The sequence below is a fragment of the Rhizobium sp. SU303 genome, from assembly GCF_021052345.1.
GTDB classification, from domain to species: domain Bacteria; phylum Pseudomonadota; class Alphaproteobacteria; order Rhizobiales; family Rhizobiaceae; genus Rhizobium; species Rhizobium laguerreae.
In genome coordinates this window covers 4568686-4589998 of the sequence record NZ_CP088095.1, presented here as the reverse complement: position 1 = coordinate 4589998, position 21313 = coordinate 4568686, and the positions used below count along the sequence as shown (strand labels likewise).

The following is a 21313-nucleotide window of genomic DNA, read 5'->3' as shown; positions in this document are numbered from 1 at the left end:
TTTGTCCCTATGCGCGATCGGCCGGATAGGATGTGCGGATCAAGAGTATCAATCCGCCGGCGAGGAACAGGATCAGCGTTGCCATTCCGAGCCGCGGTGATCCGCTCATATAGGTCACCAGCGAAAAGAGCAGAGTCGCCATGAAGCTGGTGGCGCGCCCCGAAAGCGCGTAGATGCCGAAGTAGCGGCCGGCTTCCTCGATGTTGACGCTGCGGGCGAGATAGGAGCGTGACGAGGCCTGCACCGGCCCGAAGGCGAGCCCGATCAGCAGGCCATAGAGGATATAGGCCTTTTCCGCCGCCGTGCCGAAGAGGCCGCCGGAATCCGCCGTCGGCAGCGGCATCAATCCGAACAGGGTGTAGCCCGGTCCTGTCGAAATAATACCGATGGTGGCGAGAAGCAGCATCGTGAGGCTGATGACGACGGTCACCTTCGAACCGACGCCCTTGTCGATGCGGCCGGCGATCAGGCAGCCGAAGATCGCAATCACATTCAGGATGATGCCGTAGATACCGATCTCGATCGTCGCCCAGCCGAACATGCCGGCCGCGAAGATACCGCCAAGGATCAGCAGGCCGTTGACGCCGTCCTGATAGATCATGCGGGCGATGAGGAATTTCAGGATGCCGCGGCGCTCTCTGAGCTCGCCAAGCGTGTTTTTGAGTTCCCGCAAACCGGAGCGCACCGCGGTGCCGAAGGGAAGACCCTTGCCGACATCGGGCGTGAAGAAGAACATCGGCAGGATGAAGATCAGATACCAGACGGCCGAGATCGGCCCGGTGATGCGTGCATCCTGGCCGGTCTCAGGATCGAGGCCGAACAGCGGATCAAGGCCGAGGATGGTCTTGCCGGTCTCAGGGCTCGCCGCCAAAAGCGTCACGACGGCAATGAGCACGATGATGCCGCCGAGATAACCGAGCCCCCAGGCAGTGTTGGAGAGCTTGCCGACCTCGTGCTTGCCGACCAGGCGCGGCATCATCGAATCGTTGAAGACGATCGAAAACTCGGCCGAGATCGAGGCGAGGATCATGAAAATGACGGGATAGAGAACAGGCGAGCCGGGTGCGGCGAACCACAGGCAGAAGAGGCTGGCGATCTTGATGACCGCGAAGAAGCCGATCCAGGGTTTGCGTGCGCCGGATTGGTCGGCGATCGAGCCGAGGACGGGTGAGAGAAGGGCGATGATCACCGAGGAGATCGTCGCCATGTTGCTCCACGTCGTCTGCGCGGATACCGGGTCATCGGTCAGGCGGGAAACGAAATAGGGCCCGAAGATAAAGGTCGTGACCACGGTGAAGAAGGGCTGTGCTGCCCAATCGAAGAACATCCACCCCCAGATGCCCTTCTCCGTGGCCTTCGGCGGTTGCGTTCCTGTCCAGTCAATGCGATTCAACATCCGCTCCTTCTTTGACGCGGACTGTCTCACCTCACCCGGTCGCGCGCAAGATCGGTCAGGATACCTGCAGCAACGGTAATACGCGCGAGATTGGGATCGCCGCCGTCGCTGAGGGTTGAAAGCTCCTCGAGGATACGGTTGATGCGGATACGATCCTGCGCATGCCAGGCTTGAACGGGAAGCTTTTCCTTGCCGTGATCGGAAAGGGCGGAGATGACGATGTCGCGCCTTGCACTGGCGATTTGATCGATGCTGCGGGCAAGCGCCAGATTCTCGTAATGGTCTGAGGTGAGGATCCGCCCGCCCGCCGCCAGCAGCCTGCCGATACGGAAGGTCTGCGACACTGCGATGTAGTTCTCGGCGGCGCGTACCAGGGGTTCGCCGGTGCGCTCGGCGATCTGCATGATCTCCGGCACCAGTGCGAAGATCGGGAGGCTGGCGATGTCGGCGGCGAGTTTTTCGGGCAGGCCCGCCTGGCTGTACTCCGCCTGGCGCACGGCGACCTCGCCGGCCACCTGTCCGGCGAAGGCGGTTTTCAGCTTCTTCAGGGCCGCCTGAAGCCGGCTAATCACTTCTGCCATATCGGCCTTGGTCATGCCCGTTTTCAGCAGCAGGCGCGTCAGCACGATAAAGCTGTGGCTGATCTCCTCGTAGATGCGGTTCTGCATCTCGCCCGATATCTTGCCGTCCAAGGCGTCCGTCTCGGCCCAAAGGTGGGTCAGGCCGAAACCGTCTCTAGAGACGATTGCGGCGCGCACCACTTCCGGTGCTGAAGCCGCCGTTGCGTCCATCATGGCGACGGTGAAGCTCGGCCCGCCGCGATTGATCGCTTCGTTGGCAAGCACGGTCGCAACGATTTCGCGCTTCAGGCGGTGGTTGGCGATATCGCCGGCATTCGACTTCTGCATTTTCACGGGGAAATAATTCGAAAGCGTCGCAATGAAATAGGGATCATCAGGCAGATCGCTTGCGATCAGCGCGTCGAAGAGCACGATCTTGGCATAGGACACCAGCACGCCGATTTCAGCCCGCGTCAGCGGCTTGCCGGCCGTGTAGCGTTCTGTGAGAGTCTGGTCGTCCGGAAGAGTCTCCACCTTGCGGTTCAACTGCTTGGCGCCTTCTAGAACCGTCATGAAGCGCGCAAGTTCCAGGCCGTTTGCCGTGCCTTTGCGTTCCGTCAGCGAGATCGCCAGCGACTGCAGGTAGTTGTTGCGCAGCACCAGAGTCGCCACTTCGCCGGTCATCGAGGAAAGAAGCTGGTCGCGTTTTGCGCGCGTCAGGCGTCCGTCATGCATGGCGGCTGCCAGCGCGATCTTGATATTGACCTCGACGTCCGAGGTATTGACGCCGGCTGAGTTGTCGATGGCGTCGGAATTGCAGCGCCCACCCTTCAGACCGTAGGCGATGCGGCCTTTCTGAGTAACGCCAAGATTTGCGCCCTCGCCGATCACCTTGGCGCGCACCTCCACCGCGGTGATGCGGATCGGGTCATTGGCGCGGTCGCCGACTTCGGTGTCGGTTTCGGACGGCGCTTTCACATAGGTGCCGATGCCGCCGAACCAGAGCAGGTCGACCGGGCTCTTCAGGATCGCCGTCATGATCTCGAAGGGCGTGGCCACGGCCTTGTCGATGCTGATCGCGGCAACCGCTTCCGGCGTCAGCGTGACCGATTTCGCTGCGCGCGAAATGATCATTGCACCCTTCGACAGTACGCTCTTGTCGAAATCCTGCCAGCTTGAACGCGGCAGGTCAAAAAGCCGCTGGCGCTCAGTCAGCGTCTTTTCCATATCGGGGTCGGGATCGATGATGATGTCGCGGTGATCGAAGGCGGCAATGAGCCGGATCTTCGGAGAGAGCAGCATGCCGTTGCCGAAGACGTCGCCCGACATGTCGCCGACGCCGGCGACGGTGAAGGGCGTCGTCTGGATGTCGATGTCCATTTCGCGGAAATGGCGTTTCGCGGTTTCCCAGGCGCCGCGGGCGGTGATGGCCATCTTCTTGTGGTCGTAACCGGCCGATCCGCCGGAAGCAAAGGCGTCGTCCAGCCAGAAGCCGGCTTCCTGCGCCAGTGCATTGGCGGTGTCGGAGAAGGTCGCTGTGCCCTTGTCGGCGGCGACTACGAAATAGGGGTCGTCACCGTCGAGCCTGACGGTATCCTTCGGCGGGACGATATCGGCGCCTGCTATGTTGTCGGTGATCGAAAGCAGCGTGCGGATATAGGTCTTGTAAGCCTCACGGCCGGCATTGAAGATCTCGTCGCGGCTGCCGCCGACGGGGAGTTTCTTCGGATAGAAGCCACCCTTGGCGCCGACCGGCACGATTACCGCGTTCTTGACCTGCTGCGCCTTGACGAGACCGAGGACCTCGGTGCGGTAATCCTCGGCGCGATCCGACCAGCGCAGGCCACCGCGCGCCACCTTGCCGAAGCGCAGGTGTACGCCTTCCACCTCGACGCCATAGACGAACATCTCGCGGAAGGGTTTCGGCTGCGGCAGCCCGTCCACCAGATGCGGATCGAGCTTGAAGGCCAGCATCGGTTTCGGCGAGCCATCCGGGTTCTTCTGGAAATAATTGGTGCGTAGCGTCGCATCGACGATATTGACGTAGCGGCGCAGGATACGGTCGTCGTCGAGGCTCGGCACGTCGGCAAGCTCGGCCTCGATCGCCTGGTGCAGTTCGGCAAGCTTCTTGACGCGGGCCTTCTCCGAAAGCCTGGTGTCGAGCGTGTCATGGAAGAGACGAAAGATAGCAGCGGCGACACCGGGATATTTGTCGAGCGTCGTGGCGATATAATCCTGCGAATAGGCGATGCCGGCCTGGCGGAGATAACGCGCATAGGCGCGCAGCACGTTCGTCTCGCGCGCCGAGAGCCCGGCCGAAAGGATCAGCCGGTTGAAGCTGTCATTGTCGATCGTGCCGGCGAAGGCGGCGACGAAGCCTTCCTCGAGGGCGGCGCCGTAACGCTGCAGATCGATCTCACCGCCATTGCGGGCCTCGAGCTCCATATCGTGCAGCACGACGAGCTTTTTTTCTCCATCGGCGACCGGCACCCCGATGTCGAAAGTGCGTTCACTGACGACGTTGAAGCCGAGATTCTCGAGAAGCGGCACGCGGCGCGACAGCGCCAGCTGGCCGCCAGCGTGGAAGATCTTCAAGGAAAGGATGCGGCCCTCTTCTTCCTGACGGTGGTAAAACTGAATGCGCAGCGGCTCACCGGCGGCGCAGGCACCGATATCGGCGAGGTCAGCCACGGTTTCCTCCGGCGTGAAGGAATCCTGGAAGGCTTGGTCGACGGATATCTTCGGCGCCTTGGCGCCTGCCAGCGCCTCGAAACGGTCGTCCCAGCGGGCCGTGATCTCGCGGATCACCTGCTCGAGCTTTGACTGCGGAATGCGTGGCGTCTTGCCGCCCGAGCGGCCGATGATGAAATGCACCCGCGCCACGCCGCCTTCCGGGAAAGCCGGGTAATAGGCGGAGACACGGCCGTCATAGACAGTCTTCAGATAGGTGCCGATCCGTTCGCGGACGATCGAGTCATATTCCTCGCGCGGCACGTAGACGATTACCGAGACGAAGCGGTCGAAATGGTCGATGCGCGGCAGGACGCGGACGCGCGGCCGATCGGCCAAGTCGTTGATCTGTTCGGCAAAACTTGCAAGCAGCGTCGTGTCGATCTGGAAAAGATCGTCGCGCGGATAGGATTCCAGCGTGTTGTCGAGCATGCGGCCGGAATGGCTCATCGGGTCGAAGCCGAAATGTTCCTTCACCTTCTCGATCTTGGAACGCAGCAGCGGGATTTCGGAGGCGAGCGAGGTATAGGCGGTCGACGTGAAAAGGCCGACGATGCGTAATTCGCCGGTGACGTTGCCCTCAGCGTCGAAGCGCTTAACGCCGACATAATCCATATAGGCCCGGCGATGAACGATCGACTTAACATTCGCCTTGGTGACGATCAGGAAGTCGGGACCGTCGAGGAAGGCAAGGATCTCAGGCGTCGTCGTCACGGCGTCCTTGCCGGTGCGCAGCACCAGAACATCGGGGTTGGAAAGGATGCCGAGGCCTGCACCCTTATCGCGCTCGACCCTGGCATCGGCGCCCTTGCCGGAATAGACATATTCCCGCATGCCGAGGAAAGTGAAATTCTCATCGCGCAGCCAGGTCAGGAAAGCGACGGCTTCGTCGCGATCAACCTTCTTCCGGCTGGCGCCATTGGCCGCGAGCTCGGCAATCACTCCGTCGATCTTGGAAAGCATCGGCTTCCAGTCGGAAACCGACAGGCGGACCTGTTCGAGGACTTTTTCGATGCGTTTGACGAGATCGGCGGCCTGGGCGGAGTTGAGGGGTGCAATATGAAGCTGGATATGGCTGACGCGGTTGGCCGGGTCGCTCGGGTGATCGGCGGAATACGTCGTCGGCGCCTTGCCCTTTTCCATGATCAGGATGGGATGCACGGCCATGAACAGGTCGCGATAGGTGCTCGTCACTTCGCCCATGACCGATTCAAACAAAAAAGGCATGTTCTGGTCGGTGACTGAAAGCACCGAGACGGCGATGCCATCAGGCGTCACATCGGCAATCGTGTCGATGCTGACGCGGGGCGCCTTGCCGTTCCAGACAGCAAGTTCCTTTGCCGAATGCACCGCGGAGAGCGCCAGCATTTCTGGTGTATAGAGTTCGAGATCGTCATTGCTTGCCCGGCCGAAGAGAATTTCCGGATCGAGATGCGCCTCGCCTGTCGCCTTGGCGATCTTGCGCGCGCTTTCGATCTGCTTTTCCCGTTTCGGATTGTGTCTGGCAGCCATGGATCGCCTCCCTCAATGTCTGATTTTCCGCAAGCTAGCAGAAGATTCTTCGAAAAAATCTCTAAAAAAGAGGTCCGGAGGATTGTTTTGACGCTTTTTTGGCGCTGGAAAAGAGAAATCGTAAGAGATTTTCCGCTTTCTTCGCCAAGTGAAAGCGAAAGTCCCGTCTTCCGGATTTTCGTTCCGCCGAACATTTCCACGCCCGCATGAAGAATGGTTGACAGCGTGGCGTCAAACAGATCATCAAACGCCGTCATCATTCGGATCTTGGGTATCATGTCGGAAAATGCAGCGGGCGCAGTCATCGTCATCTCCAGCCATGTGGTGCGGGGCTCGGTCGGAAACCGGGCAGCCGTCTTTGCGCTGGAGACGCTCGGTCATCCGGTCTGGGCCCTGCCGACCATCGTGCTGCCATGGCATCCCGGCCACGGCCGCTCGACGCGGCTGACTTTTGCGGAAACGGATTTCGATGCGGCAATCGACGATCTGATCCGCGCGCCGTGGATCGGCGAAGTCAAGGCGGTGCTTTCGGGCTATTTCGGCAATGCCGCCCAAGCGCGCTCCGTCGCCCGGCTGATCGGTGCGCTGAGGCAAAACAATCCCGAGCTGCTCTATGTCTGCGATCCCGTCATGGGCGATCTTGGCGGTCTTTATGTGCCGGAAGCGACCGCTGAGGCCATTCGCGACCATCTCATTCCGCTCGCCTCGCTCGCGACGCCGAACCGCTACGAGCTCGCATGGCTTTCGGGGGCAGCCCTCGAAGACAACAGCGCGATCATGGAGGCGGCGCTCGCGCTCGGACCATCGCGCATGCTCGTCACTTCGGCGGTGCCGATGATGGCGGGCGGTACCGGCAATCTCTATCTTTCCGGCCGTCACGCCCTTCTTGCCGAGCATCGCGTTGTCGACAACCCGCCGAATGGTCTCGGCGACCTCATTGCCGCCGTTTTCCTGTCGCGCCTGCTTTCCGGGATCGAGGACGAAAAGGCGCTGCAGCTTGCCACCGCCAGCGTCTTCGAGGTGCTTGCGCGTGCCGTCAAGCGCGGCAGCAACGAGTTGATGCTGGCAAGCGATGCTTCCAGCCTTTCGACGCCGATGGCCATGGTGCAGATGCGCCGCCTCGTGCACCCGGCGCAGCGGCGGAAAAAGTGACGCATCTGCCAATATGTTCATTTTGCGGTGCAGCAGTTGATCTTGTCTTCCGCGCGCGCTAATCCAGAAGCATGCAGCGTTTTCCAAATCCCCTTCTGGACGGCTATCGCAACTTTATGAACGGGCGTTATGCCGACGCCCGCGACAGGTATCGACAGCTTGCCGAAAACGGTCAGAATCCCCATACGCTTGTCATTGCCTGTTCGGATTCTCGCGCGGCACCGGAGCTGATCTTCGATGCCGGCCCAGGCGAGCTCTTCGTCATCCGCAACGTCGCCAACATGGTGCCGCCCTACGAGCCGGACGGTCATTTTCATTCGACCTCGGCCGCACTCGAATTTGCCGTGCAGGTGCTGAAGGTCTCGGATATCGTCGTGATGGGCCATGGCCGCTGCGGCGGCATCCGCTCGGCGCTCGATCCGAATGCCGAGCCATTGTCGCCCGGCGATTTCATCGGCCGCTGGATGTCGCTGGTCAAACCCGCCGCCGAGCAGATCCAGAGCAACGACGTGATGACGGCCGCCGAGCGGCAGACGGCGCTGGAGCGTGTCTCCATCCGCAATTCGATCAACAATCTCAGAAGCTTTCCCGACATCAAGGCCCTCGAGGAAGCGGGAAAGATTCATCTCCACGGTGCCTGGTTCGACATTTCGACCGGTGAACTCTGGGTCATGGACGCCGAGACACGCGATTTCATTCGTCCCGAAATCTAGGGACATGCCAGTTTATCAGTTTTTTAAGGATTGTTGTTAAGCTCGCCGTCAATTGGTCGCGCACGACCGACGTTTTTGATCACCGTGGCGATTGGCGATGAAGTTCGAAACAATCAAAAGGGTTATCCTGGCCGCCATCATGCTGCCCTTCGTCTTCATGCTCATTGAAGGCGTTGTCGTCATACGTTCTTCGGTCAAGCAATACCAGAACCTCGAAAAGGACCGGCAATTCGCCGATGTGCTTGCCCGTGGTGGGTCGATCGCCGCCACGGAGATTCTGACTGAGATTGGCGCCACCCGCCGCTACCTCGCACATCCCAGCAGCAGGACTGCCATTGACATGCAGCAAAGCCGGGCGACGCTCGATCGCGAGCGCCGCGCTTTCTATGCCAGCCTGCCCTCCCGCGATACGCTCGACGAGGGGCTCGTCGGCGAATTATCGATTCTCAGCCTTGCCTACAGCCGCATCGTCGCGGCGCGCAGCGCCGTCGACCAGGGGCGTTATACCGGCAGTGATCCCGGTTCCATCTACTGGTATGCGGCTCTCAAGCAGCTTGCCGTGGTCGATGCGCTTTCGCCGCTGATCAGCGATCCGGTGCTGCTTGAGAAATCCAACCAGCTGATGGGCATCCTGCTGACCTATTACGGCGAAAGGCTGATCACCGGGATCGGCACCCGTTATCTCAACCAAGGGGCTTCCGCCAGATTGCCGGTGGAGCTCTTCGTACAGGGCAAGGTCATGCTCGGCGAGGGCATGGATCACATGGTTTTCCATTCCTCCGCGCCGGTCGTGCGCCGCATCGTTGCTTATCTCGGTCGCAGCAGCCAGGTGAAGGCGGATGCGATCACCGATGCCATTCTCGCCGGATCGCGGCCGACACGCGCCGTGCATGACGTCTGGGTCGCCGCGCAGAGCGAGCGCATGAGCTTCCTGCAGCAGAAGATGATCGAGGCCGCACAGGATATTCACGAGACCGGCGAAAACCTTTCGACGCGCTCGCACATACACCTGACGCGGATCCTGGCGCTGTGTGCCGGCCTGCTGATTCTCGCCACATTGGTGCTGCTGCTGGCGGCAAAGGGCCTGCGCCTGATCGACCGGCTGACCCAGGATCGGGAGACGCTGGTGGGCGAGTTGCGCAGCGCCGCCCAGACCGATCTTCTGACCGGCCTTTACAACAGGCGCGGCTTCGAGGTCGCCGCATCCGCACTTCTCACACAGGCCGAGCACGGATCACGCTGGATTTCCGTCGTGCTGTTCGACCTCGATCATTTCAAGAAGATCAACGACGTTCACGGGCATGACGCCGGCGATGCCGTGCTCCGGCATGTCGCGGGCGTCGCGCGTGAGAATTTTCGTTCCTTCGATCTCTTGGTGCGCCATGGCGGCGAGGAGTTCCTGGCGCTTCTGCCGGATTCGACGCCTGACGATGCTGCAATCGTTGCCGAGCGTGTGCGGCTGGCGATCGAGGCGGCGGAAATCCCCCTGCCGAGCGGCGATGTTCTCAAGGTGACGGCAAGTTTCGGATGCGCCGGACGGGCAAATGAAGCCACCAACCGGAACTTCGAGGATCTGGTCAAACGCGCCGACCTGGCGCTTTACGCCGCCAAGGCCTCCGGCCGCAATTGCGTCGTCTCGGGACCAATCATCCCGGCCCCGGTGCAGCAGCAGCGACGCAAGACGGCGTCCGGCGGCGGCTTTGATTCCCGCATATAAAAAACGCCGCATATCGCAGCGGCGTTTTGGCTTATTCTATCGGGCCTATCTGCCGTCGATCTGCTGACCGATATAGGCGATCGCCTGCTGGTAGACGCTGGCGGCGTTCCAGCCCTGGATGGCGACGAAATTCGGCTCTCCAGGCTGATAGCCGGCGCCCGCGCGCCAGCCGTGGCCCTTGAGGAAATTCGCCGTCGAGGCCAGTGCATCGGCGCGGGAACCGACCATGTCGACGCGGCCGTTGCCGTCGCCGTCGGCGCCGAAGCGCACGACATTGCGCGGCAGAAACTGCGTCTGGCCGATTTCACCATGGGCAGCGCCCTTGGCCTGCGGGCTCAGATAACCCTCGGAGACGAGCTGGAGTGCTGCATAGAGCTGGTCGGTGAAATATTGCGAACGACGGCAGTCATAGGCAAGGGTCGAAACAGCCGACAGCGTATGTTGGTTGCCCATATAGCTGCCGAAACCGGTCTCCATGCCCCAGATCGCAATCAGCGGGCCGGCCGGAACGCCGAAGCGGCGCTCGATCGAGGCAAAAAGCGCCTGATTGGCTGCCTTCATGCTGCGACCGCGGGAGATGATCGTGGCACCGCCGCGCTTCTGCATGAAAGCGTCGAAGGAGAGCTTGAAGCTCTTCTGGCCGCGGTCGGCGGCAATCGTCGGCCTGTTGTAATTGACATTGGCGAAGGCGCGGTCGAGGACCGAGCGGCTGACGCCGTTTGCCGCCGCTTCCTGCTTGAAGTCGGCGACCCATGCACCGAAACCGCTGCTATTATTGCCGCATTGAGCGCCCTGTGCCGCTGCCGGCAGCGCGTGGAGGACGCCCGCCGCCGTAAACGCCGCCAGAAAGAATTTTGTCATGCGCATGAGAAACCCCGCTTCCGATCTACTGAAGCGCGCCGCAGCCGATCGGGGCTATGCGACGCGCTCAAAGTCTTCGTTCTGTTCATGTCGCTGTCCCGAACCGCTGCACGGTTTTGGACGGCATGCTTTGGCTTGATGCCGGGCAGAATGCCAGCCGAAGGCGATCTTGTCACGATCACCTTTTTCAGCAAGCGCTTATGGACAGAAGCGTCCACAATTCGGCAAAAAGCCCTGCCTTCATCATCAGCAGGGCTTTAGCATATTATGGTTTACAAATGGTATCAGGCGGCCTGCTTGCGGGGCTTGACGAGACCACGATTGACGAGCAACTCGGCGATCTGGATGGCGTTCAGCGCAGCGCCCTTGCGCAGATTGTCGGAGACCACCCAGATGTTGAGGCCGTTTTCGACCGTCGCATCCTCGCGGATGCGCGAGATGTAGGTCGCATCCTCGCCGGCGGATTCATATGGCGTGATGTAGCCGCCATCCTCGCGCTTGTCGATGACGAGGCAGCCCGGTGCATCGCGCAGGATGTCGCGGGCCTGGTCGGCGGTGATCTCGTTTTCGAATTCGATGTTGACCGATTCCGAATGACCGATGAAAACCGGCACGCGCACCGCGGTGCAGGTCACCTTGATCTTCGGGTCGAGCATCTTCTTCGTCTCGGCCAGCACCTTCCACTCTTCCTTGGTGTAGCCGTCCTCCATGAAGACGTCGATATGCGGGATGACATTGAAGGCAATACGCTTGGTGAACTTCTTGTTCTCGATCGGATCGGCGACGAAGACGGCGCGCGTCTGGTTGAAGAGCTCGTCCATGCCGTCCTTGCCGGCGCCGGAGACCGACTGGTAGGTCGAGATGACGACGCGCTTGATCTTGGCAAAGTCGTGTAGCGGCTTCAACGCCACCACCAGCTGGGCGGTCGAGCAATTCGGATTGGCGATGATGTTGCGCTTGGTGAACTGGCTGATGGCATCCGGGTTCACTTCCGGCACGATCAGCGGCACGTCGGCGTCGTAGCGCCAAGCCGAGGAATTATCGATGACGATGCAGCCCTGCTGGCCGATCTTCGGTGAGAACTTCTTGGAGACCTCGCCGCCGGCCGACATCAGGCAGATGTCTGTATCGGAGAAATCGTAATTCTCCAGATTGGAGACCTTCAGCGTTCGGTCACCGTAGGAAACCTCGGTGCCCTGCGAACGCGAGGAGGCGAGTGCCACGACCTCATCGGCGGGGAAGCCTCGCTCGGAGAGGATGTTGAGCATCTCCCGGCCAACATTTCCGGTCGCTCCCGCAACTGCTACTTTGAAACCCATTTCTCAAGCTCTCTTTCTCTTCTCTCCTCTTGTCCGGTGAGGGGAAAGGCGCGATTAATCGCGTCTTCCTGTCCCCAGCCGAGCCGGGGAGAGAGCGGCAGGCCAGAGACGTCAGACGGTTTTCGTCGTCGTTTTGGCCTTGGTTTTGGAAGAAACCGGAACGGCAATGTCCACCCCGGCAACTCGTGCCCGGTCATTGCATTCGGCAATGGCGTGTTCGTCGCGAACCATGGAGATTCCTTTTCCGCTGTTGCTCTTAGAAGGTTTTCCACAGGAGTCAAGGTTTTTGCGCTCAGAGCCGGAAGGCGAAAGCGGCGGCCGCAATCTCCGGTGCAGGCGCTGAGGGCTTAGCAGGTCTGCTTCGTAAAGCAGCAGAACCTTCCGCCTCCAAAATAGCATTGCCGGTAGGAGGCTACGCAGCGGCCCGATGGGGACGATGGAACGTGGTCTCATTAGACTAAAGTCATAATCCGAAAGCCTCTCTCTTTTTGATCTGTCGTTTCTGGCACACTCCCGTCAGGCGAGTCGCGGCCAGGGGTATGCTTTGAGGAGAAGCAGGTCGCGCGCGTTGATCATCACTCTGTGGAGGACAGACAATGGCAAATGTCGCAAGCATCGACGGCGCGAAGGCCGGTCCGATGACCGGCGAGGAGAAGAAGGTCATCTTCGCCTCTTCGCTCGGCACCGTTTTTGAATGGTACGATTTCTATCTGTATGGTTCGCTCGCCACCTATATCGGTGCGACCTATTTCACCCAATATCCCGAGGCAACGCGTAACATCTTCACGCTGCTCGCCTTTGCCGCCGGCTTCCTGGTCCGCCCCTTCGGCGCGCTGGTGTTCGGCCGTCTCGGCGATCTCGTCGGCCGTAAATACACCTTCCTGGTGACGATCATGATCATGGGTCTGTCGACCTTCCTCGTCGGCATTCTGCCGGGTGCCGCCACCATCGGTATCGCAGCCCCGATCATCCTGATCGCGCTTCGCCTGCTCCAGGGTCTGGCGCTGGGCGGTGAATATGGCGGTGCGGCAACCTATGTCGCCGAACATGCGCCGAACGGGCGCCGCGGCTACTTCACCTCGTGGATCCAGACGACGGCGACGCTCGGCCTGTTCCTGTCGTTGATCGTTATTGTCTTTGTTCAATATCTGATGGGTGCGGCTGAGTTCGCCGCCTGGGGCTGGCGCATTCCGTTCCTGCTCTCGTTCGTCCTGCTCGGCATTTCCGTCTGGATCCGCCTGAAGATGAACGAATCGCCGGCGTTCCAGCGCATGAAGGCGGAAGGCAAGGGCTCCAAGGCGCCGTTGACCGAAGCCTTCGGGACATGGAAAAATGCCAAGATTGCGATCATCGCGCTGCTCGGCGCTACCATGGGCCAGGCGGTCGTCTGGTACGGCGGCCAGTTCTATGCACTGTTCTTCCTGCAGAACGTGCTGAAGGTGGACCTGTTCTCGGCCAATGTCATGGTCGCCATCGCACTTCTCCTCGGCACGCCGTTCTTCGTCATCTTCGGCGGCCTCTCCGACAAGATCGGCCGCAAGCCGATCATCATGGCAGGCCTTCTCATTGCGGCGGTGACCTATCATCCGCTGTTCAAGGCGATGACCTGGACGGCAAACCCGGCGCTAGCCGAAGCGCAGGCTTCGATTCGGGCAACGGTGACAGCTGATCCGGCGGACTGCAGGTTCCAGTTCAACCCGACCGGCACGGCGAAGTTCACCAGCTCTTGCGACGTGGCGACGGCGTTCCTGACCAAGAACTCGGTGCCCTATGACGTCGTGCCCGGTACCGCCGGACAGCCGGCGACGGTGAAGGTCGGCAACGCGACGATCCCGAGCTTCGACGTCGCTGCCGCCGGCGACAAGGCCAAGGGCATGACTGCGGCCTTCGAAAAGGGCGTCAACATCGCGCTCCAAGGTGCCGGCTACCCGCTGAAGCGCGGCGCCGTCAAGGTGCCGGATGCCAAGCTCGATGCCTTCATCGCGGCCAATCCTGAACTGGCGCTCAACGCCGATACCGTGCGCGCCGGCGAGAAGGAAACCATGCCGGCCGCCAAGTTGGTCGAAGGCAAGCTGCTGACGGCGGATGAGACCAATGGCGTCACCGACATGGCGGTCTACAACATCGCCAATGGCGGCACTTTCGCCATGACCGCCGATCCCGCCCGCGTCAACTGGATCGGCACGATCGCCGTGCTGTTCGTCCTCGTCCTCTATGTGACGATGGTCTACGGCCCGATCGCCGCCCTGCTGGTCGAGCTTTTCCCGACCCGCATCCGCTATACCGGCATGTCGCTGCCCTATCACATCGGCAACGGCTGGTTCGGCGGCCTGCTGCCGGCAACGGCCTTCGCGATGAGCGCTGCCGCGGGCGATATCTACTACGGTCTATGGTATCCGATCGTCTTTGCTGCAATCACGCTGGTGATCGGCCTGATCTTCCTGCCGGAAACGAAGAACAGGGATATCCACGCCATGGATTGAGCGGCTGATTGAGGCCAATCCTTGCTTGAGAAAAAAGGCCCGGCGCTCACAAGGCGCCGGGCTTTTCCATATTACAGCGCGCGTCTTTTCGAACGCGCAAAGGACGCTGTAATATTTTGAATCGCTGCATAATTTTATCCTTAAATCGATTCCGATTTAAGGAGTTATGCCGAGCGAAACAGCTGCTTCGAGAGTGGCCAGCCGTCCGGCGCCAGCTTGAAAAGCAAGCTGCAGCGGGCAAAGACAATCGCCGTCAGCAGCGAGAACCAGCCGCCGAAGGCAAGGCCGGCGATGACGTCGCTCGGATAATGGGCGCCGACCATGACGCGCGTCATGCCGAGCCAGATGGCACAGGCGATGAAGGCAACGCGATAGCGCGGAAACAGCAGGGCGAAGGCGGCGAAGAAGGCGCCGACCGTGGTGGCATGGCCGGACGGGAAACTTTCGAAAGCGGAGTGGCCCGAAAAGGGCGCGAAGGAAAACATGCCGTAGTCGTGGAAATGATCGGGACGCGCCCTGCCGATCGCACGCTTCAGCAGATTGGCGAGAAGTCCTGAGAAGACGACGGTGGCGAAGAGATAGGCGCCGATCCAGCTCACATAAAGCGCCTGCGCCTTGGAGCGCGCCGTCTTCAAAAGCTTGTAACCCGCCCGGCCCTGAAAGAACAGCAGGATGCTGGTGTAGATCAGCCAGGCGGAATCGCCGAAACCGGTCAGCACCTCGCCGAGGTGTTTCACCGCCGCGGGAGCTTCGCTGGCACCGATCGGCGCGTCGAAGAGCAGCATGGAAAGGATCACGGCATTGATCGTGACGAAGAGGCAGGCCTGCCAGCGCAAAGGCGGCATGCCGACGTCGCTCCGGCGCCAGCGCCTGTCCAGGGAAGCCCAAAATGCCCGCATTTCGTCGTCCGTTCGAATTGGCCTAGAGCGCCGCGCGTCCAACAGGACACGCTAAGGACGCTCGATTATTTGAATTGACGCATGATCCTTCGTCGAAAATTGCTCCGACTTCGGGTTGCGCGCTGATCGAAATCCGGCGCAAAAATACACGAGATTGTGGCCGAGAATAGTCCGTTTCGGATAATTCGACCAAGCGGGACGCGCTTCACCGCCCGCAAAGAAAAGCCCTCCGCATGCGCGATGCGAAGGGTTGGATACTGTTTCACGTGAAATATCAGGCGGAAAGCGTCTTGAACTCGGCGAGGATCGCATCGCCCATTTCGACGGTACCGACCTGCCTTGCGCCATCGGCCATGATGTCGCCAGTGCGGATGCCCTTGTCGAGCACGTTGGCGATCGCCTTTTCCAGATCGTCGGCTTCCTTCACCAGATTGAAGGAGTAACGCAAGCACATGGCGAAGGAGGCGATCATGGCGATCGGATTGGCGATGCCCTTGCCGGCGATGTCGGGGGCCGAGCCGTGCACAGGCTCGTAGAGCGCCTTGCGCTTGCCGGTCTTGCCGTCGGGCGCGCCGAGCGAGGCCGACGGCAGCATGCCGAGCGAGCCGGTCAGCATGGCGGCGACATCGGAGAGCATATCGCCGAAGAGATTGTCGGTGACGATCACGTCGAACTGCTTGGGCTGGCGCACCAGCTGCATGCCGCCGGCATCGGCCAGCATGTGTTCGAGCTGGACGTCGGAATATTTCGCCTTGTGCGTCTCGGTTACCACCTGGTTCCAGAGCACGCCCGACTTCATGACGTTGCGCTTTTCCATGGAGCAGACGCGATTCTGCCGCGTGCGGGCCATTTCGAAGGCGACGCCGGCGATGCGCTCGATCTCGTAGGTATCGTAAACCTGCGTGTCGACGCCGCGCTTCTGGCCGTTGCCGAGGTCGATGATTTCCTTCGGCTCGCCGAAATAGACGCCGCCCGTCAGCTCGCGGATGATCAAGATATCGAGGCCTTCGACCAGCTCCGGCTTCAGCGACGAGGCCGCAGCAAGGGCCGGATAGCAAATGGCGGGGCGCAGGTTTGCGAAGAGCTGCAGATCCTTGCGCAGGCGCAACAGGCCGGCTTCCGGGCGCACTTCGTAAGGCACGCTATCCCATTTCGGGCCGCCGACGGCGCCGAACAGAACGGCATCGGCGGCAAGCGCCTTCTGCATGTCGGCTTCCGAGATGGCAGCGCCATGTGCATCATAGGCGCAACCGCCGACAAGGCCTTCGTCGGTGACGAAACCGGCATTCATCGCCTCGTTCATATAGGCGATGATCTTGCGGACCTCGCCCATGGCCTCGGGACCGATGCCGTCACCCGGCAGCAGGAAAAGATTGCGCGCTGTCATGAAACCCTCCTGGGAAAAACAAGTTGCGGTTTCTTAGACCCCGGAAATGGGCATTTCAAGCGACAGAAGCGGTGAATCGGTACGCTTCGCTCCGAGCCGCGACGGTTGCTCCTGCGTCCACAAACGAATTAGAACGTTGACCCTATCTTTATTCTGGATGGTTCCCATGCCTTTCGCGCCTCTCCACCTCGACACGCCCTTGCTCCAGACGGCACCTGGCTACAGCGCCAGCGGCAAACCGCTCTGGCTGAAGCTCGATGCGCTGCAGCCTTCCGGCAGCTTCAAGCTGCGCGGCGTTGGCCGGCTTTGCCAGCACGAGGTGGAAAATGGGGCGCGCGAAATCTTCTGCGCTTCCGGCGGCAATGCCGGCATTGCGGCCGCTTATGCCGGCCGGGCGCTTGGTGTGCCGGTCACAATCGTCGTGCCGGAGACGACGGCGGCCGACGTACGCCGGACGATTGCCGCAACGGGCGCGAATGTCCTCGTTCATGGTTCGGTTTTCGATGAGGCCAATGCCCATGCGGTCGAACTCGCCCGGAGCCGCAAGGCAACCTATGTGCACCCCTTCGACCATCCGCTTCTGTGGGATGGCCATGCCACGCTGATCGACGAGGTGGTGGCGAAGGGGGCAAAATTCGATTGCGTCGTCACCAGCGTCGGCGGCGGCGGGCTGCTTGCCGGTATCGTTGAGGGGTTGAAGCGCAACGGGCTTTCCGATGTGCCTGTTATCGCCGTCGAAACGGAAGGAGCGGCCTCGCTCCATGCCAGCCTCAAGGCGAATGAGCGTATCACCCTTCCCGCCATTACCTCGATTGCCAATTCGCTCGGGGCGCGGCAGGTGGCGCAGCATGTCTTCGACCTACCGCAACAGCATCCGATCGAAAGTGTTCTCGTCAGCGACGCCGATACCGTTGCCGCCTGTCTGAAATTTGCCGATGCGCAGCGCATTCTGGTCGAGCCGGCTTGCGGTGCGGCCCTTGCGGTTGCCGATGTGCACGCCGGGCTGCTTCAGCGCTTCGACAATCCGCTTATCGAAGTCTGCGGCGGCATCGGCGTGTCGCTCGAAAAACTCAGGGCCTGGAAAGAAAAGTTTCTTTGACCCACAACAAAGAAAAAGCCGGGCATAAGCCCGGCTTGATCGGTAACCAATTGGAAGGGCTCAAGCTGCCCAAGGGTGCGAAGCGGCGTTCTTCTTTTCGAAGCTGTCGATCGCCTTGCCCTTTTCCAGCGTCAGGCCGATATCGTCGAGGCCGTTCAGCAGGCAGTGACGCTTGAACTCGTCGAGATCGAACTTGATCAAGCCACCATCGGGGCCGGTAATTTCGAGATTTTCGAGGTCGACGGTCAGGATGGCGTTGGAGCCGCGCGAGGCGTCGTCCATCAGCTTGTCGAGATCTTCCTGGCTGACCTTGATCGGCAGGATGCCGTTCTTGAAACAGTTGTTGTAGAAAATATCGGCGAAGCTGGTCGAAATAACGCAGCGGATGCCGAAATCCAGAAGCGCCCAGGGCGCGTGCTCGCGCGAGGAGCCGCAGCCGAAATTGTCGCCGGCAACCAGGATCTTGGCATCGCGATAGGCCGGCTTGTTCAGCACGAAATCAGGGTTTTCTGAGCCGTCTTCGTTATAACGAGCCTCCGCGAAGAGGCCGGTGCCGAGGCCGGTGCGCTTGATCGTCTTCAGATAATCCTTCGGAATGATCATGTCGGTGTCGACGTTGACGACCGGCAGAGGCGCTGCAACGCCCGTGAGCTTCACGAATTTATCCATGACCCATGCTCCATTTCAGCAAATCTACTTCCTGAATTTGCATCTAGTCCAGTTTTTCGCCGAAATGAAGGAGAATCTTTCACAGATGGCGGCCACGCGACGTTTCGCGCGGCCCGCCGATTGCGCCGGTCCTTTATTTGGACGGTGCGTTCAACCCCCAGAGGACGCCGAACGGATCACGAAGCTGGCCATAGCGGTCGCCCCAGAACATCAGTTCGACCGGCATGACGACTTCGGCGCCGGCGGCAACCGCGCGATCCCACCAGAAATCGATATCGTCGATGATCAGCTGGATTGCAAAGCCTTCATGGCCTTTAAAGGGATGGCCGTATTCGGGATAGGCGTCCGACAGCATGAGGGAGCTGCCGTTGATGTAGAGATGCACATGCATCGTTCTGCCGCTCTCGTCGACCGGCACGAGATATGCCTCTTCGGCGCCGAAAGCCTTTTTGTAGAATTCCGCAGCTTTCACCGCGCCGCCGACCGTCAGATAGGGCAGCAGGCCGTTCTTGACCGGTGGCATCTTGGTCGGGTTGCTCTCTGTCGTCGCATCCATGCTTGTCCTCCATTCGTTTTTGAGCGCCGGCTGAATGCCTGGCTGCTTCAAGGACGTAGCATGGAAGCGTGATCCGACAGTGTCGGCCGAAATTTTTCAGCGAACCAAAATTTTCAGCGAAAAGGTGATCAGAGATCGATGATCGTGCCGCGGCCGTCGTTCCACACACGCATCTCGCGCTGGCCGTTATTTGCCTTAGCGCGGACGGGAGCGGGCTTCATCTTCATCGAAAGCGCGCGTCCGACCATGAGCACGGTCAGGATGCCGCCGACGGCAAGCGTCACCGAGAAGGTGAAAAGCAGCATGGCCACGAAAACGGTGGCGCCGGCAAGCATGAGGAAGATGGAGCGAATGTTCTGCATGTTAGAGACCTTTCTTCGGAAAGGAATGTGGTCCTTCTCTTTCCTCTCTGCAAGGCAAGCATGGCTTTTTGTTGTTCTGTGAGAGGTTCTGGGGTGGGCTGCTTGCTTCGGCTTTCAAAGCTTGGCACTAATTCGCCATGAGCCGAAACCCCGCGACCCGCTCCATCCGCCTGCGCCGTTCGGTGCTGAGCGTGCCTGCCATCAATCCCCGCGCCCTCGAAAAAACCCATGCGGTCGATTGCGATGCGGTGATCTTCGATCTCGAGGATTCCGTGGCGCCGGAAAAGAAGGCGGAAGCGCGGGAAAATCTGAGGAATTTCTTTTCGGCTCGGCTGCTTCAAGGCAAGGAGCGGATCATCCGCATCAACAGTCTGTCCACCGATTTCGGCCTGGCGGACATGGAGCTGGTGACGGCGCTTGGTCCCGATGCCGTGCTGCTGCCGAAGGTCGACGAACCGCAGGATATCATGGCGCTCAGTGACCTTCTCTCCGAGGCCGATGCACCGGAAGATCTGCGCATCTGGGCGATGATCGAGACACCGCGCGGCATCCTGAACGCGGCGGCCATTGCCGAAGCCGGGCGCACGCCGGGCTCACGGCTCGATTGTCTCGTCATCGGGCTTAACGACCTGCGCAAGGAAACCGGCGTGCTGCCGCAGCCGGGGCGGGCCTATCTCGTGCCGTGGCTGATGCAGGTCGTCCTTGCGGTCAGCGCCTACGGGCTCGATGCGATCGACAGCGTCTTCAACGATTTCAGGGACGAACAGGGTTTCGATGCCGAATGTCTGCAAGGCCGGGCCATGGGCTTTGCCGGCAAGATGCTGATCCATCCGGCGCAGATCGAGCCCGCCAACCGGCATTTCGGCCCGGATCCGGCAGCGATTGCGGAAGCGGAGGCGATCATATCAGCCTTTGCCGACCCCGCCTCCGATGGGCTGAACGTCATCAATGCAGGCGGGCGGATGGTCGAGCGGCTGCATCTTGTCCAGGCGGAAAGTCTGGTCCATAAAGCCCGCCTGATCGCAGCCCGCCAGGCTGCAGCACGAAAGACGATGTGATGAAACTCTACCGCTTCCTGACCGGTCCCGACGATGCTTCCTTCTGCCATAAGGTTACCGCCGCCCTCAACAAGGGCTGGTCGCTGGAGGGCTCGCCGACCTATGCCTTCAATGCCGCAACCGGTGCGATGCAGTGCGGCCAGGCCGTCGTCAAGCATGTCGAAGGCAAGGATTACGATCCCGAGATGAAACTCTCCGAGCAGTGAGGTTTTAGCGCATAACCCCGAAAATCGTAATCGATTTTCGGAAAGGATTATGCGTGATTGAAAGTGATAGAGCGTCCTTAGCGCGTCCTTGGACGCGCGGCGCTCTATCGTTCGGCGGCTTCCTCGGCGCTTGCCTCGATCCGCTCCATGTCATCGTCGCTCAGCCCGAAATGGTGGCCGATCTCGTGGATCAGGACGTGGGTGATGATATCGCCGAGCGTCTCGTCGTTCTCAGCCCAGTAGTCGAGAATGGGACGGCGGTAGAGGCGGATGCGGTTCGGCATCTCGCCGGTTTCCACCGTGAAACGTTCGGAAATGCCCCTGCCCTCGAAAAGGCCGAGCAGATCGAAAGGCGTTTCCAGCGCCATGTCCTCGAAAACGTCGTCATCGGGAAAATCTTCGATCTCGATCGTGAGGTTGGTCGTCAGTTGGCGGAATTCATCCGGCAGATGGCTGTAGGCCTCCATGGCCAGCGACTCGAAGGTGCTGATCGTCGGTGCATGGCGGTCTTGCCAATCATCGCTCTGGTCTACGCGGGCCATGAATATTCCTTCCTTTGCGGGCCCATATAGAACCTTTATCGCCGATTTTCGAGTGCGGAATCAAAGGCAGGAATATTTTCATAGAAAATGGA

At 60.5% G+C, this 21313-nt stretch carries 18 protein-coding genes; 7 read left to right on the top strand and 11 right to left on the bottom strand.

The features are described 5' to 3' along the window. Positions 1-7: 7 nt before the first annotated feature. Together RlegSU303_RS22520 and RlegSU303_RS22515 are read right to left on the bottom strand one after the other, a co-directional pair. Positions 8-1396, bottom strand: a complete 1389-nt coding sequence (locus tag RlegSU303_RS22520) for an MFS transporter (protein ID WP_017962603.1) — start codon at positions 1394-1396, stop codon at positions 8-10. Between the two features lie 26 nt (positions 1397-1422). Further along, the gene (locus tag RlegSU303_RS22515) at positions 1423-6198 is read right to left on the bottom strand and encodes an NAD-glutamate dehydrogenase (protein WP_168279322.1); all 4776 of its coding nucleotides are present in this window, start codon (positions 6196-6198) and stop codon (positions 1423-1425) included. 276 nt (positions 6199-6474) lie between these two features. Here RlegSU303_RS22515 and pdxY point away from each other — a divergent pair, with 276 nt between their 5' ends. The 3 genes from pdxY to RlegSU303_RS22500 all read left to right on the top strand — a co-directional run bounded on the left by pdxY (position 6475) and on the right by RlegSU303_RS22500 (position 9780). Further along, positions 6475-7350, top strand: coding sequence for a pyridoxal kinase PdxY (pdxY, locus tag RlegSU303_RS22510; RefSeq protein ID WP_062940004.1), 876 nt, complete (start codon positions 6475-6477; stop codon positions 7348-7350). 71 nt (positions 7351-7421) lie between these two features. Continuing rightward, positions 7422-8063, top strand: a complete 642-nt coding sequence (locus RlegSU303_RS22505) for a carbonic anhydrase (protein ID WP_017962600.1) — start codon at positions 7422-7424, stop codon at positions 8061-8063. A gap of 97 nt (positions 8064-8160) precedes the next feature. Continuing rightward, positions 8161-9780: a GGDEF domain-containing protein gene (locus RlegSU303_RS22500; RefSeq protein ID WP_094087090.1), complete on the top strand. Its 1620-nt coding sequence runs from the start codon at positions 8161-8163 to the stop codon at positions 9778-9780. Positions 9781-9825: 45 nt separating this feature from the next. On the opposite strand, the gene RlegSU303_RS22495 is transcribed toward RlegSU303_RS22500, so the two are convergent. From RlegSU303_RS22495 to RlegSU303_RS22485, 3 genes are all read right to left on the bottom strand, one after another. Further along, positions 9826-10647 (bottom strand): lytic murein transglycosylase, encoded by an 822-nt coding sequence (locus RlegSU303_RS22495; protein ID WP_094087091.1) that lies wholly within the window; start codon positions 10645-10647, stop codon positions 9826-9828. Between the two features lie 278 nt (positions 10648-10925). Beyond that, positions 10926-11960, bottom strand: a complete 1035-nt coding sequence (locus RlegSU303_RS22490) for an aspartate-semialdehyde dehydrogenase (RefSeq protein WP_012759513.1) — start codon at positions 11958-11960, stop codon at positions 10926-10928. 111 nt (positions 11961-12071) lie between these two features. Beyond that, positions 12072-12284 carry a hypothetical protein gene (locus RlegSU303_RS22485; RefSeq protein ID WP_017962597.1) on the bottom strand — a complete coding sequence of 71 codons (213 nt, stop codon included), beginning with the start codon at positions 12282-12284 and terminating at the stop codon, positions 12072-12074. A gap of 272 nt (positions 12285-12556) precedes the next feature. On the opposite strand from RlegSU303_RS22485, the gene RlegSU303_RS22480 reads away from it, so the two are divergent. Beyond that, the gene (locus RlegSU303_RS22480) at positions 12557-14443 is read left to right on the top strand and encodes an MFS transporter (RefSeq protein ID WP_017962596.1); all 1887 of its coding nucleotides are present in this window, start codon (positions 12557-12559) and stop codon (positions 14441-14443) included. 164 nt (positions 14444-14607) lie between these two features. Here the strand turns inward: RlegSU303_RS22480 and lpxE are convergent, their stop codons facing one another. Both lpxE and leuB read right to left on the bottom strand, forming a co-directional pair. Then, complete coding sequence (gene lpxE / locus RlegSU303_RS22475; protein WP_094087093.1) at positions 14608-15342, bottom strand: lipid A 1-phosphatase LpxE; 735 nt, start codon at positions 15340-15342, stop codon at positions 14608-14610. A 274-nt stretch (positions 15343-15616) separates the two neighbouring features. Continuing rightward, on the bottom strand, positions 15617-16729 hold the full coding sequence (leuB, locus tag RlegSU303_RS22470) for a 3-isopropylmalate dehydrogenase (RefSeq protein ID WP_168279320.1): 1113 nt from the start codon (positions 16727-16729) through the stop codon (positions 15617-15619). Positions 16730-16895: 166 nt separating this feature from the next. Between leuB and RlegSU303_RS22465 the strand changes: the two genes are divergently transcribed. Then, entirely contained in the window at positions 16896-17828 is a 933-nt protein-coding gene (locus tag RlegSU303_RS22465; RefSeq protein ID WP_168279319.1) for a pyridoxal-phosphate dependent enzyme, read from the top strand. Positions 17829-17888: 60 nt separating this feature from the next. On the opposite strand, the gene leuD is transcribed toward RlegSU303_RS22465, so the two are convergent. The 3 genes from leuD to RlegSU303_RS22450 form a co-directional block, all read right to left on the bottom strand. Beyond that, positions 17889-18497 (bottom strand): 3-isopropylmalate dehydratase small subunit, encoded by a 609-nt coding sequence (leuD, locus tag RlegSU303_RS22460; RefSeq protein ID WP_003543984.1) that lies wholly within the window; start codon positions 18495-18497, stop codon positions 17889-17891. A gap of 133 nt (positions 18498-18630) precedes the next feature. Further along, entirely contained in the window at positions 18631-19053 is a 423-nt protein-coding gene (locus tag RlegSU303_RS22455) for a VOC family protein (protein ID WP_020052186.1), read from the bottom strand. Between the two features lie 128 nt (positions 19054-19181). Then, positions 19182-19415: a hypothetical protein gene (locus RlegSU303_RS22450; protein WP_025396469.1), complete on the bottom strand. Its 234-nt coding sequence runs from the start codon at positions 19413-19415 to the stop codon at positions 19182-19184. A 137-nt stretch (positions 19416-19552) separates the two neighbouring features. Here RlegSU303_RS22450 and RlegSU303_RS22445 point away from each other — a divergent pair, with 137 nt between their 5' ends. After that, positions 19553-20473 carry an HpcH/HpaI aldolase/citrate lyase family protein gene (locus RlegSU303_RS22445; protein ID WP_131628226.1) on the top strand — a complete coding sequence of 307 codons (921 nt, stop codon included), beginning with the start codon at positions 19553-19555 and terminating at the stop codon, positions 20471-20473. After that, positions 20473-20679, top strand: coding sequence for a DUF1737 domain-containing protein (locus RlegSU303_RS22440; protein ID WP_017962591.1), 207 nt, complete (start codon positions 20473-20475; stop codon positions 20677-20679). The genes RlegSU303_RS22445 and RlegSU303_RS22440 overlap by 1 nt, the downstream gene beginning before the upstream one ends. Positions 20680-20783: 104 nt before the next feature. On the opposite strand, the gene RlegSU303_RS22435 is transcribed toward RlegSU303_RS22440, so the two are convergent. Further along, positions 20784-21221: a metallopeptidase family protein gene (locus tag RlegSU303_RS22435; RefSeq protein WP_131628227.1), complete on the bottom strand. Its 438-nt coding sequence runs from the start codon at positions 21219-21221 to the stop codon at positions 20784-20786. Between the last annotated feature and the right edge of the window lie 92 nt (positions 21222-21313).